This window comes from Geobacter sp. SVR, assembly GCF_016865365.1.
Classification (GTDB): domain Bacteria; phylum Desulfobacterota; class Desulfuromonadia; order Geobacterales; family Pseudopelobacteraceae; genus Pelotalea.
On record NZ_AP024469.1, the window covers coordinates 4,392,270 to 4,404,720 of the forward strand.

Annotated in this window: 13 protein-coding genes; all 13 read right to left on the reverse strand. The window is 55.1% G+C overall.

Annotation, left to right across the window (positions count from 1 at the left end; all coding sequences use genetic code 11):
• Nucleotides 1–23: 23 nt before the first annotated feature.
• Nucleotides 24–467 (reverse strand): flagellar export protein FliJ, encoded by a 444-nt coding sequence (gene fliJ / locus GSVR_RS20530; RefSeq protein ID WP_173195763.1) that lies wholly within the window; start codon nucleotides 465–467, stop codon nucleotides 24–26.
• A 25-nt stretch (nucleotides 468–492) separates the two neighbouring features.
• Nucleotides 493–1,812: a flagellar protein export ATPase FliI gene (gene fliI, locus GSVR_RS20535; protein ID WP_173195765.1), complete on the reverse strand. Its 1,320-nt coding sequence runs from the start codon at nucleotides 1,810–1,812 to the stop codon at nucleotides 493–495.
• A gap of 15 nt (nucleotides 1,813–1,827) precedes the next feature.
• On the reverse strand, nucleotides 1,828–2,586 hold the full coding sequence (locus GSVR_RS20540) for a FliH/SctL family protein (RefSeq protein WP_173195767.1): 759 nt from the start codon (nucleotides 2,584–2,586) through the stop codon (nucleotides 1,828–1,830).
• The gene (gene fliG, locus GSVR_RS20545) at nucleotides 2,573–3,565 is read right to left on the reverse strand and encodes a flagellar motor switch protein FliG (RefSeq protein ID WP_173195940.1); all 993 of its coding nucleotides are present in this window, start codon (nucleotides 3,563–3,565) and stop codon (nucleotides 2,573–2,575) included. The genes GSVR_RS20540 and fliG overlap by 14 nt, the downstream gene beginning before the upstream one ends.
• 67 nt (nucleotides 3,566–3,632) lie before the next feature.
• Nucleotides 3,633–5,213, reverse strand: coding sequence for a flagellar basal-body MS-ring/collar protein FliF (gene fliF / locus GSVR_RS20550; protein ID WP_173195942.1), 1,581 nt, complete (start codon nucleotides 5,211–5,213; stop codon nucleotides 3,633–3,635).
• A gap of 70 nt (nucleotides 5,214–5,283) precedes the next feature.
• On the reverse strand, nucleotides 5,284–5,586 hold the full coding sequence (gene fliE / locus GSVR_RS20555; RefSeq protein WP_173195769.1) for a flagellar hook-basal body complex protein FliE: 303 nt from the start codon (nucleotides 5,584–5,586) through the stop codon (nucleotides 5,284–5,286).
• A 47-nt stretch (nucleotides 5,587–5,633) separates the two neighbouring features.
• On the reverse strand, nucleotides 5,634–6,071 hold the full coding sequence (flgC, locus tag GSVR_RS20560; RefSeq protein ID WP_173195771.1) for a flagellar basal body rod protein FlgC: 438 nt from the start codon (nucleotides 6,069–6,071) through the stop codon (nucleotides 5,634–5,636).
• Nucleotides 6,071–6,493 (reverse strand): flagellar basal body rod protein FlgB, encoded by a 423-nt coding sequence (gene flgB / locus GSVR_RS20565; RefSeq protein ID WP_173195773.1) that lies wholly within the window; start codon nucleotides 6,491–6,493, stop codon nucleotides 6,071–6,073. The genes flgC and flgB overlap by 1 nt, the downstream gene beginning before the upstream one ends.
• Nucleotides 6,494–6,675: 182 nt before the next feature.
• Nucleotides 6,676–8,790: a tetratricopeptide repeat protein gene (locus tag GSVR_RS20570; RefSeq protein WP_173195774.1), complete on the reverse strand. Its 2,115-nt coding sequence runs from the start codon at nucleotides 8,788–8,790 to the stop codon at nucleotides 6,676–6,678.
• A 71-nt stretch (nucleotides 8,791–8,861) separates the two neighbouring features.
• A complete protein-coding gene (locus GSVR_RS20575; protein WP_239077399.1) occupies nucleotides 8,862–9,881 on the reverse strand; it encodes a response regulator in 1,020 nt (339 codons plus the stop codon).
• 121 nt (nucleotides 9,882–10,002) lie between these two features.
• A complete protein-coding gene (locus tag GSVR_RS20580; RefSeq protein WP_173195778.1) occupies nucleotides 10,003–10,509 on the reverse strand; it encodes a chemotaxis protein CheX in 507 nt (168 codons plus the stop codon).
• A complete protein-coding gene (locus tag GSVR_RS20585) occupies nucleotides 10,506–10,871 on the reverse strand; it encodes a response regulator (protein ID WP_173195780.1) in 366 nt (121 codons plus the stop codon). The genes GSVR_RS20580 and GSVR_RS20585 overlap by 4 nt, the downstream gene beginning before the upstream one ends.
• Before the next feature lie 166 nt (nucleotides 10,872–11,037).
• Nucleotides 11,038–12,447, reverse strand: coding sequence for a phosphoglucomutase/phosphomannomutase family protein (locus GSVR_RS20590; RefSeq protein ID WP_173195782.1), 1,410 nt, complete (start codon nucleotides 12,445–12,447; stop codon nucleotides 11,038–11,040).
• Nucleotides 12,448–12,451 lie beyond the last annotated feature (4 nt).

The following is a 12,451-nucleotide window of genomic DNA, read 5'->3' on the forward strand; positions in this document are numbered from 1 at the left end:
TATCGAAAAAAAAGGGGGCCTCATCAATCGGTTGCCCCGTTTCTTTGAATGGCAATCTCATCCATAAAGGATTGTTCGAGCCTTTCCATTGCCTGTCTGAATTCCTGCGCTTTCTTTTCCTTCAACGATTCCAGCACCTTTTTATCCTTGGTAGCATCGACGAGAACGCCTCTTCGCTCATGCAGGACGCTCCCGAGCCAGTGAACACGCTCCTTCTGCTTACTGATGTCATTCTTCTTGCGGGTAAGGAAATCGACATACCGCCGCAATTCGTCGATGCTCTCCAGCTCCCTCTGACGCTGGCTGAATTCACGGGCAAGGTCATGCACATATGCTTCTTGCTGCTGCAATTGTTCATGGGCCTGTTCCAAATCACGCTTTGCAGAGGCGAATTCATGCTTGCGCAAACGTTCGATCTCCAGGCGGTACTTCAACACCTGTTCCAGTTCGAATACTTTGCTTGCCACTGGGGCTCTCTCCTCTCGTGTCTGCTCAATCCTCAAAGATCATTTTCAATTCTTGAACCGACTCATTCAACGTTACCGAGTCATGAATTGACTGCTTCATATAGCTGGTCATCCTGTCAATCCTCGAAATTGCATAATCTATACCGGGATTGCTGCCAGCCTTGTAGGCACCGATATTTATCAGATCCTCCGACTGGGCGTAGGTCGCCATGGCCTCTTTGAATCTGCCGACCAGCGCCAGATGCTCGGAGGTCGTAACGTCATTCATCACCCTGCTGGCACTGGCCAGCACATCGATGGGCGGATAGATGTTACGGGCGGCAAGGCTCCTCGACAGTACGATGTGGCCATCGAGAATGCTACGCATGGCGTCGGAAATCGGTTCGTTGAAATCGTCACCTTCAACGAGAACGGTGTACAGCCCGGTAATGCTTCCTTCAGAAAAATTTCCGGTTCTTTCGAGGAGTTTAGGCAGGGCGGCAAATACCGAGGGTGTGTATCCTTTGGTGGTCGGCGGTTCCCCTATGGCCAATCCCACTTCGCGCATGGCCATGGCAAAACGGGTGGCCGAGTCCATCATCAGCAGCACCTTTTTGCCCTGCTTCTGAAAATATTCGGCTATGGTCGTAGCGATATAGGCACCACGCATGCGAACCAACGGCGGCTGATCGGAGGTAGCCACCACCACTACCGACTTCTTGAGCCCCTCCTCCTGGAGATCCTTTTCAATAAACTCCCGTAGTTCACGGCCTCGCTCCCCAATCAGGGCGATCACATTGACATCCGCTTCGGTATAGCGTGCGATCATGCCCAATAGTGTCGATTTTCCGACACCGGAACCAGCCATAATTCCGACACGCTGCCCCTGACCACAGGTCAGCAAACCGTTCAGACTTCTGATTCCCAAATCCAGAGGCTTACGGATGGGGGGACGGGTCATCGGATTGACCGGCGCAGCGTAAATCGGATATTCTTCTTCGGTTCGTAACGCTCCTCTACCGTCGATAGGATTTCCCAGCCCATCAATGACACGTCCGAGCAAAAGCGGTCCAACCCCCATCGAGGCCTTGTCCCGCCTGACGGAGATCAGGCTGTCCAGCCCGACCCCCCTGATCTCTCCCAACGGCATCAGCAGGGTTTTATTATTGCGGAAACCGACCACCTCTGCCGGGATCGGCTCCCCCTCCTGAGGACGGACCTCACAGATTGCACCGACCGACGTGTCGGGGCAATAGCCCTCGATCACCAGGCCTACCACTTGCGTCACCTTGCCATGCAGCCGGACCGTTTTTGCGGATTCCACGGCGGCACGGTACTTTGACAGGTCAATGAACGTATCCGGCACGAGATCTCCTGGCGTCTACGCGCCAGCACCTGCCGAAAGGTTGCGTTCTTCCAGCAGATGCCGGTATATCTCTTCCAATTGAGCATCTATGCTGGCATCAAGGGTGCCCAACTCCGAATCGATCTGGCACCCGCCCACCAATATGGTGGGATCAGGTTTGATACGCATCCTGTCAGTAATCAGCTCTTTCCTGAAATGGTCCTCATGATCGGTTGTCACCACGGTATAGTCATCCGGATTCAGGCGGATGGTGAGTTCATCACGATCGGAAAGAGCCCCGATTCCAGCCTGAACCATGTTGAACATAATTCCCCGATCCTGGGCCACCTCCCTCAGGATCACTTTGCGTGCCACCATCATGACCAATTCGACCAACTCGTCCTCGGATTCGCGCATGACCTTTTCGCGCAGATCCTGTACAGCCTCTGCGGCCGACCGCAGCGCCCTGAACACGTTCAATAGTCCACGCTCGGCCAGATTCTTGCCTTCCAGCACTCCATTCTGAAATGACTCGTGAAGCCTGTGCTGCAAATCTTCCTCGGTCAGGAAAATGCCCTCGGGCTCAACAGCCGGCTCATGCTCCTCCAGGAGATTATCAGCGGCCTGATGCAGCTCGGATGTGTCAAACAGCCCCATGGGAACGAAGCCCGCCGTGGCTTCGTCCGTGATCTGACCACTGGCAGCAGCAACAGCCTGGGCTATAGGTCTGAAAACCACATCCACCACGGCAGAGGGATCCTGCGTCACCGATTTGATGATTCTAGACGAGGACATCGTCTCCACCGCGACCGGCCAGGACGACCTTGCCCTCCTCTTCCATCTTGCGTACGACCTTGATGATTTCTCCTTGTGCCTTCTCCACATCCGAAAGGCGCACCGGCCCCATCACTTCGAGGTCCTCCTTGATCATCTCGGCGGCGCGACTCGAAATATTCCTGAAAATCTTTTCCTTGACCTCGTCCGTGGAGGTTTTCATGGCCAGGGTCAGGGTATCGTTGCTTACCTCGCGCATGATGGACTGGATGCTGCGGTCATCGAGCTGGAAGACATCTTCGAACGTAAACAGGTGCTTGCGGATGATCTCAGACAGCGGTGGACTCAACACATCCAGCTTGTCAAGGATCTGCTTCTCCTTGCTGCGGTCGAAATGATTGAACATATCGACAACCTTCTCGATCCCCCCCACCTTGTAACGCTGGGTGCCCCCCATTGATTTGATCTCTTTTTTCATCACCTCGTCGATTTCATGCAGAATCTCGGGCGAAACCTGCTCGACATCGGCAATGCGCAGCACCACTTCGGCCTGCAGTTCATGGGGCAGCAGGCTGATAATCTCACTGGTCTGCTTGGATTTGAGCTTGGCAAGGATCACGGCAATGGTTTGCGGATGCTCCTGGCACAGGAAATTGGCAATGCTTTTCGAATCCATGTTGGCGAGGATATCGACCAGATCGCCGTAACTCGAGGCCTGCAGCTCTTCCATCAGCATGTCGGCCTTGGCCGGCCCGAGTGCCTTTTCCAGTATCTTGCGGACGAATTCTTCGCCCTGTGAAAAAATGCCGGATTCAGGATTCGTGACCGAGGCGAAGTCCTCGACCACTTCCATAATCGTGGAACGGGAAATATGACCAAGCTTGGCCATGCTTTTGCTTATTTTCTTGATTTCATCATCATCCATGTGCTCGAACACCTTGCCGGTAACCTCGTTACCCAGGTAGAGCAGCAGGATGGCTGCCTTGTCAGCGCCTGTCAAAGTAGATGCCATAAGTTACAGATCCGATAGTAGAAATTGAAGAGAAGATCCTGCAAGGCGGTTGGTATTACTTATCCTCTCCCATCCAGTTCTGAAGCACTTGCGCGACCTGGTAGGGGTCCTTCTTGGCCATCTCGATCATGTTGTGCTGCTCTGCCATCTGCATCGCAATCTGAGCGCGCTCTGCCGATGACAATTTTTCCACGCCGTCATGCACCGCCTCGAACGATTCCAGCACAGGCGGGCGCACCACCCTCAAGGATGCCAGGAGCGGGCGGATTACGAAAAGAATCAGCGCAAGGAATCCGAGGCCTATCAACAGGTTCTTCATCAGCGACATGAAGAACGGAGAGGTCCACCACTTCGGCGTTTCTGCAACGCCGGCATCGCCGGTATCCTGGAAAGGCACGTTCTGGACGGTCAGTTGGTCACCCCGTTCAGCATTGAATCCCACCGCACTTTTGACCAGAGCTTCGATCTTCTGCAGTTCGTCAGGGGAACGGGGAATGTACTTGGGCTTGGCCGTCGCCCCTTCCTTGACCGCTGCCGGCACTTCATACTTGCCGTCCACCAGCACGGCTACCGAAATCTTGCTGAGAGCGCCCACCGGTTCAATGATTTTAGCCGTGGAACGGCTGACCTCATAATTCAAAGTCTCGTCGTTTTTGGAACCGCCTCCGGTGGAGCTGGCTGCCCCCGGTGCGCGGCCGAGATTGGTCTGGACGCCGGGCACACCGGCATTGGTGGTAGTCGATGCCCCTTTTTCCTCTGTACGTTGCTCACTCCGGACAGCGATGCTCTCCGGATCGAATTTTTCCTCAACCCGCTCGACCTGCTTGAAATCGAAGGTGGCAGATACGCGTGCAACAGACTTGCCCGATCCGACAATCCGGTCCAGCAGCGACTGAAGGCGTTCCTCCGTGCTCTTCTCGTAGCCGCGCTGTGTTTCCTGCATGGCGGTGGTTGCCTTGGAGGTGACATCAGAGGTGCCGTTACCCTTGCTCAGGATCTTGCCGCGGCCGTCGAGAATCGTGACGTGTTCCGGATCCATCCCCTCGATGGACGACGAAACCAGATGCACGATGCCTTGCACCTCGCTATCGCGCAAAGAACGATTGCCCTTCATTTTCAGGACGATCGATGCGGTCGCCGGTTTTTCATTTTCCTTGAAAAGGGTCTTTTCGGGAATTACGAGGTGTATACGGGCCTGTTCGACGCCGCTTATCTGGGAAATGGTGCGGGAGAGTTCTCCCTGGAGAGCCCGCTGATAGTTCAGCTTCTGGACGAACTCCGTCATCCCGAAGTTTTTACGGTCAAAAATTTCGAATCCGATCCCCCCCCCTTGCGGCAATCCTTCGGAAGCGAGGGAAAGGCGCAACTCGTATACCTTGTCGGCCGGGACCAGAATACCTTTGCCGTCGGCTGTTATCTGGTACGGAGTCTTCGTATCCTTCATTTTTTTGACAATCTCGCCCGCATCCTCGCTGGAGAGATTGGTAAACAGCGGCTTATAGTCTGTCCGGTTGGCGATAAAGATGAGCAGTGCGAAAGCAGCTACCGACAGGAGTGCCACGCCTGCAACCAGCATGCGCTTGCCCGGTGAGAGCGCTGTAAATGGCTCGATGAGTCTTTGTAATCCCTCTGGCATGCGCGACCGGTCAATCCTTTCCACGTGTTGTTTTCATGTTCGAAACCTTGCGACAAAAAACCAGCCGGTTTTAAACCTGCATGCGCATGACTTCCTGGTAGGCCTCAATGGCCTTGTTGCGCACCTGAGACATGAAAAGGAAGGAAACACTGGCCTTCTCCATCGAGATCATCACTTCGTGAAGATTCTTGTTCTCGCCGCTGGCAAGCCCTTGAATCGCCTGGTCGGATTGAGTCTGGAGATCATTCACCTTTGAAACCAGTTCGCTGAAGAATTTACCGGCGCCTTCCACCGGTGACGATGACGAAGCGCTGCCGGCAGAAGAGAATGCCTTGTTGATGCCGAATCCACTTTCAATACCCTTTATATCCATTTCAGAAGCTCCCGTACTGAACCCTGCCGTCTTACCGGACAATCAGATTATTTGCCTATATCGAGCGTTTTGAGGGCCATACTCTTGGCCGCCTGTACTGCCGTCACATTTGCCTCATAAGCCCTCGTCGCGCTGATCATGTCAGCCATCTCTTCGACCACATTGACATTGGGCAAAGCCACATACCCTTCCGGATTTGCATCCGGATGAGTGGGATCATACTGCATGCGCGGCGGATTCTGGTCCTCGATCACCTGCATGACCTCCACCTGGTGAAGCTCCTTGCCGGCAGCGCCATCCAAAGCCCTGGCAAAACGGTCCGCAACCGGAGTGGCTGCAAATACGGCATCCTTGCGCTTGTACGGTCCCCCTTCAGGGGTCCGGGTAGCACCAGCATTGGCAAGATTGCTGGAAATGAGATTCATTCTCGTACGTTCGGCTGACAATGCCGAAGAGCTAACGTTCATCGAGGTGAAGAAATCCATTATTTACTCTCTTTCAGTGCATTCCGCAATCCGTTGAACTTTTGCGATAAAAGTTGCACGGAAGCATTGTACATGATCTGGTTCTCCGCCATCTTGCTCATTTCATTTTCGAGCTCCACTGCATTACCATCCTTGCCCGGAGTCTTAGCCGGCGTCTCCACAATTCTGCCAGTTACTGCCTGAATACTGCTGGCAGCGGTTTTCAACGGTATATGACGGCTGTGGGCCGGTGTACGTGCCCCCTTTGCGCCGCTCTTCAGTGCGCCTTGCAGCTCTGACTCGAACGAAAGTGCTTTGGGCACGTAATTCGGCGTCTCAGCATTGGCAATGTTCGATGAGATCAGGTTCTGGTTCTTGGCACGCAGATCAATTCCTTTGCTCAGAACCTGTATGGTCGTACCGAAAAGACTGTCTACCGACATACCTACCTCCTTCATGCGGTTGACTTTTTGCAATTTATATACCACGCACAGCCTAACAGGGTGCAATGGTTCAATTCATGGGCTTCACATGTCCAGCAACAATGCACAGGTCACATGACGCGGGAAAACTGCTGTCGGCATTTTGACAGGGACGGTTTTATGACAGGTGGAATTATTCGGGTCTAGCGGGGAGCACTCGCTCCGGTGTTTGTGTCAAGAGATTGAACAGCCTGTTGGGCGAGCCTTTTCCAGTCGGGATCGCTCCCTTTTTGCGCAACTTGCTCAAAATATCCCCTGGCGACCTGTCTCTTTCCTCCGCCCAGATTCAGTTCGCCAGCCTTATAGAGCAATTCATCGCGGCGCTCGTTGGACGGCAACTTGAGTCCTGTTTCGAGAAGTCGCAGCGCCCCCTTGCGATCGCCGGTCGCTTCGCGGGCCGAGGCGGCGACCAGATAGGCATCCGGCAGCAATTGCGACGAGCGCGCCCCCTCCTGCCTGGTTTCCGCAGCCAGATAGAGATCCATTGCGCGAATGGACTGGGCTGGCTGACGCAGCGTCCACAGCGATCGGCCCAGATAATAATAGCTTTCCGGCAAGGACGCCCGCTCCCCTTTGTTGAGAAGCCACAAGAGGGTATCGCTGACCGCCTGGTATTTCGACTGCCCGAAATACAGCCCTCCCAGCTGTTCCATTACCATCCTGGCATGGGCATGGGTGGGGAACTTGCGCAGGAAGGCGCGCCGCATCTTTTCGGCCATGACACTGTCGCCCAACAGTTCGGCATTATCCGCAATCACTTCATGCATGAAGGGCGCTTCCGCCGCAGCCCACTGCCGCTGAAGCAGTGAATCGAACAGCTTGATCAGTTCGATGGGGCGGCCAGCGCCTTCGTAAGCCTGTACCACATTCGCCATAAACCCCGGTTGCTCGATACAGCCGGCAAGGTAGTCGTTATGCTCCTCCACGAAACGGATCAGGTTGGCCTGTGAAGTCCCGCTTTCGACAGAAGCGGCAGGAAGCGCCCCCCACATTTCACGGTACACCTGAGCAACCAGCACCTCGCGCATGGTACGGCACACTGTGGCGTAGATACCCCGCGGAAAACGCTTCTGAAATTCCATCACCTGGCGGAGCGCCTCGGCAGATTCGCCATGAAGGGATTCCAACAGCACATATTTGAAAAAGGCTTCCTCACGCAGGTCCACATCCCCGCTTTGCCGGGAGATGTCCAGATATGCATCCCCCAGGAGATGGTAACTCCATGAGGTCATCCGGAAGAAATCACGGTCGCGCAGCCGGAGAAGCGCCATCAGGTGCGCCTTGTTACCCGCGAAACTATCCGCTACCGTACGGTAGATGCCCAGCGCCTCCTGTTCATGCCCCTGCCTGACCAAAATATCTGCCAGACGCACCAGCAGTACCGGTGCGAATTTTTTGTCTGCCAGCCTGGATATCAGGCCGGACAGGAGGCTACGGGCCGCAGTCAGATCACCGCCCCGGGCGATGCTGTCGCCGTAATAAAATGTAACTCCCGGGTTGTGGTTGAGAAAGGCAGGCCACCACCGCTCTGCCTCGCGGAATGCTTCCAATGCCTGAGGGTATTTTTGCAGTTTGTAGTACGTTTCGCCAAGCCGGTACAGCGCCAATGATTTGATCGGAGCCTGCTGGGCGGCGAAGTGGACAAAAATTTCTTCCGCCTCCGACAATCGCCCCTTATAGAGAGATCCTTCTGCATCCATGAAGGCCTGCATATCGCTCTCGGTGAGAAGGCTCTTGAGAACCTGCTGATCAGTAGGGAGAAAGGGAATTTCCGGTTTTAACGGAGGATCGAAATCGCGGACGAGCTTTTCGCTGCCGCTCCATATTTTTTCACGCCCAGCCGTAACAGGGTGAAGGGGGGGGAGGGCAAATGCCTTGCCCACATCCAGATTCAGGGCGTTCACGCCGTCGAGGCTGATATCGCGCCACCCGCTGCCGGGAGCGACCTGGAAGGTGATCAGCAGATCCTGCCCGCGGCGCCGGAAATCCAGGCCGCCGATACGCGCATCGGAATAGCGTCGGAACTTCTTGAAAAGGGGGCCGCCGGTATCGGTCAAAACCAACCGCACACGATTGCCGGCCAGCGTGGCAAGAGTATACTTGGGTGGGCTCTCCAGATTGATGGCGATTCGTGTAAAATCTTTCCTTGGCCTGATCTCGACGCGGTAGAGCCGGTTATGGGCCGAAGCCTCCAGTGGTATCGCCAGCAGCGCGGAAATACATGCTAACAGCACCATCAGTAACCGAGGAGGGATCATACGGACTTCCAGGATGAGCGGTGCCGAGGCATGTGGCAGATCGCCATCTCCCGAGGAACAAAAGAAGCGTGTCAGTCTGACTGCTTGCAATACCGTTTCACCTTTGCCGCCAGCTCTTCGGGGCCGCACGGCGTCATCATTATGTCCCTGGCTCCATATTTCAGAGCCTTCAACACGGCCGTGCGGGTCCAGCGCTGGGCGCTCATGATGACGGGCGGCGGCGCATCCTGCCGTATCGCATTAACCTTGATGCAGACCGCCAGCTCGCGCTCATCGGCGTCCCGAGATCCGATGATGACCAACTGAACCTTGCAGCCGGTGAACAGCTCCCTGATATCGTCATCCAGAGTCCCCTCGACCACCTGAAACCCAGTAGACGCAACGACATTCGCCATCGAGCGTCGCTCTTCCTCGTCATCCAGCAGCAGCACGATGCTGTTGACACCTTCCTGGCCCGGGACGGAGGCACCGGAAACAACCGCTTTCACCTCGCCTGCAGCCGGATTACCCTCGGATTCCGCATCATCCTGCAGAGGCTCCTGCTGTTCCTCTTGCGGCGCTTCCTCTTCCTCGGCCACAACTGCAGGAGGATCGAACTGATCCGCCAACGGTACAGGGATCAAAACGTCGAGGTGGTTCAGTTCCTGGCCGTCCATTTCCAGCTTGGAGCGGAACATGAGGTACTCCCCTACCGGGAGCGGCTCCTCATCTGACAGCTGGTCTATCTCCGGGATAAACTTCTTCGCGGCGAGCAGTTTCAGGTGGACTTTGTTCGGCAGCGTCCCCTGAAAAACGGTGTTGAACGAACCGTTGATCATGTTGGCGATTTCCGAAAACGCATCGATATCGTCGTTTTCAATGATCGCCAGCCGCTTCTTCTCCTGGATCCTGGCAGGGGGGATGCCCAGCAGGATACTGCTCAGCACTATTGCGTCGCGCAGTGAAAATACGAGATAGAACTGCCCTTGGTAGAACTCGCGCGAATCAACCCCCAGAACGAAGCAGGCATCTTCGAGATCTCCAAAAAAGGCGGTTTTGCTGGTTTTGAGTGAATCAGACAAAGAGATGGCAAGGTCCTGCCCGAGCAGCATACCACTCTCTTCGCCAGCCTGCTTGAGGGCAGACCCCAGCATCTCATGTAATATTGTATAACCATCCATCAGGGACGACTTTCGGTTTTCGGATTTCTGCGCTTAAAGCGGCAGAGAGGGGTTAGTCTTCCTTTTTGAGGGTCAGTCCGACCAGGAATTTGTCGTCATCGATTACAAACGGTATGATGACACAGTCGATATCGGAGAGCGAATTCACTGTATATTCCTCACCCGAGATTACGGTGGGGATGGAAAGCTTGACATCAAGCCCCCCTTTGGAGAGCACCTGTTTGACACCCCCGCCCAGCATATTGGCTATCTCCCCGATGGCATCGCTCAGGTCCTCGTTAACCTCTTCGCAATCCATTCCGAGCATGCTGGAGGTGATTTTGAGAGCCAGACTGACCGGGCAATGGATCGAGATCACTCCCGAATAAATGCCGGCAAATCCGACCATGCCGGTGATGCTGCACTTGAAACGATGCACCGGTTCCTTGAGCGGGTAGTCGTCGGTCGGTTCCATCATCACCATCGTGGAAAACACTTCACGAGTGGCATCGGTGATATATTTGGCCAACTGTTCCTCGCTGAACTTGGTGGAACTGGAGATGACCGCATTCAAGCTCATAGGAGCCCCCCCAGCTTCTCCTGAAGCTGGTCCGGTGTAAAAGGTTTCTTGATGCTGTCACTGGCGCCGCTGCTCATGGCTTCCTTGATTATTTCCTCGCCCCCTTCGGTCGTGATCATCACGATCGGAACCGTACCGCCGTTGGCGCGAACCGCTTTGATGAATTCCAGGCCGTCCATGTTGGGCATGTTGATATCGGAAAGGATCAGATCGATCTTTTTGCCGGAGCCGAGCACACTCAGACCCTCGATCCCGTCGCCAGCTTCGAAAACCTCGTCAACCGGCAATCCTGCCTGCCTGAGCGACCGTGAAATAATTTTCCGCATGGTGGATGAATCATCAACGATGAGAATGTTTGCCATATCAAAATCCTCCTGTTCTATATAACGAGCAAGGGCAGATAAACCCCGCCGAATTGGCGATTACTATCATAAAAAACCAGAAAGTTCACCCTTTTTTTACTGACGGTGGGTTAGCGCACCACACTGCGACAACCCGACCGCAAAAAGCATTGCACGATTCATACCTTCATATACCTGCCAGCATCCCGGCTGCCCGGAGCAGCCTGTCGACCTGCTCCGGCGCACTGGCCTCGCTGTACAGCCGCAACACCGGTTCCGTGCCTGAAGGGCGGATCAGAAGCCAGTCGCCATTTTCGAAAATGAACTTGAACCCGTCGCTGAAATTGAACGAGACCACCTCGCGGCCATCGAAATCCGCGGGGGGCTGCAGCTTCAACCGCGCAATCAGCCGCTCCTTTTCGGAACTGTCAATTTTCCGGTCAATTCGGCGATAGTGGAAATGACCGATCTCATCCATTGTCTCGTCAAGCATTTGACGTAACCCCTTGCCGCTGGTCGCCATTGCCTCCAGAAGCAGCAATCCAAGCAGGATGCCATCCCGCTCGGGAATATGACCCTTGACGCCCAGACCGCCCGATTCCTCGCCACCCATCAGGATATCCTCGGTCAGCATCAGCTCACAGATATGCTTGAAACCGATCGGCGTCTCGTGCAGGGGCAGGCCGTACTTCTCTGCCAGCAGATCGATCATTCTGGTGGTTGAAACGGTCTTGACCACTCCCCCCCGCAACTGTTTCCGCTCAATCAGATGCCGCAAAATGACAGTAAAGATGCAGTGCGACGAGAAAAAGGCACCATGCTCGTCCACCGCCCCAATCCGGTCCGCATCGCCATCCAGCGCCAGCCCTACCCGGTACTTGCCGCTTGCCACCAGAGCGGAGAGTTCTTTCAGGTGTTCCTCGATCGGTTCGGGGGGCTGTCCGCCAAATGAGGGATTATGCTCGTTATGAATCTCCGTCACCCCATGCAGCAACCGCGGGATGAATCCGCTGCCTGCACCGTACATGGGGTCTACCGCCACCGCAATGCCGGACGTGGCAATCAGATCCAGATCGACGTAGCGTCCGATCTGGCGGAAATAACCTTCACAGGGATCGAACAGCTCCACCATCCCCTTGCGCTGGGCCTCTTCAAAGGGGCAATGCACCACTCGCCGTTCATTGGCCACGTTGAAGGCGACTATTTCTTCGAGAATGGCGGTTGTCGCAGGACGGGCCGATCCGCCGAACGATTCCTTGACTTTGAATCCGTTATATTCCGGCGGATTGTGGCTGGCGGTAATCATCACGCCGGCGCCGGCGTTCAAGGATTTGACAGCCCATGAAATGGCCGGAGTCGGGGCATAGCTGTCGCTCATATGCACCCGGATACCGTTGCCGACTGCAATTTCAGCCACCCGGCACGCAAAGTCGCGCGACAGGAAACGCCGGTCGTATCCGATAACCAGCCCTCTGTCCCCCAGGCCGTCCCGGTTGAGATAGTCCATGGTTGCCTGGGCCACAAGGGACAGGTTGTCGAAGGTAAATTCACGGGCAATTACCCCCCGCCAGCCGTCGGTACCGAATTTGATCTGCATCTAA

Bases quoted from the DNA above. Each gene is read 5' to 3' on its own strand.
- GSVR_RS20540 (WP_173195767.1), bottom strand. From the start codon at position 2,586: ATGTCCTCGTCTAGAATCATCAAATCGGTGACGCAGGATCCCTCTGCC.
- fliF (WP_173195942.1), bottom strand. From the start codon at position 5,213: ATGCCAGAGGGATTACAAAGACTCATCGAGCCATTTACAGCGCTCTCA.
- fliE (WP_173195769.1), bottom strand. From the start codon at position 5,586: ATGGATATAAAGGGTATTGAAAGTGGATTCGGCATCAACAAGGCATTC.
- flgC (WP_173195771.1), bottom strand. From the start codon at position 6,071: ATGGATTTCTTCACCTCGATGAACGTTAGCTCTTCGGCATTGTCAGCC.
- flgB (WP_173195773.1), bottom strand. From the start codon at position 6,493: ATGTCGGTAGACAGTCTTTTCGGTACGACCATACAGGTTCTGAGCAAA.
- GSVR_RS20570 (WP_173195774.1), bottom strand. From the start codon at position 8,790: ATGATCCCTCCTCGGTTACTGATGGTGCTGTTAGCATGTATTTCCGCG.
- GSVR_RS20575 (WP_239077399.1), bottom strand. From the start codon at position 9,881: ATGCTGCTCGGGCAGGACCTTGCCATCTCTTTGTCTGATTCACTCAAA.
- GSVR_RS20580 (WP_173195778.1), bottom strand. From the start codon at position 10,509: ATGAGCTTGAATGCGGTCATCTCCAGTTCCACCAAGTTCAGCGAGGAA.
- GSVR_RS20585 (WP_173195780.1), bottom strand. From the start codon at position 10,871: ATGGCAAACATTCTCATCGTTGATGATTCATCCACCATGCGGAAAATT.
- GSVR_RS20590 (WP_173195782.1), bottom strand. From the start codon at position 12,447: ATGCAGATCAAATTCGGTACCGACGGCTGGCGGGGGGTAATTGCCCGT.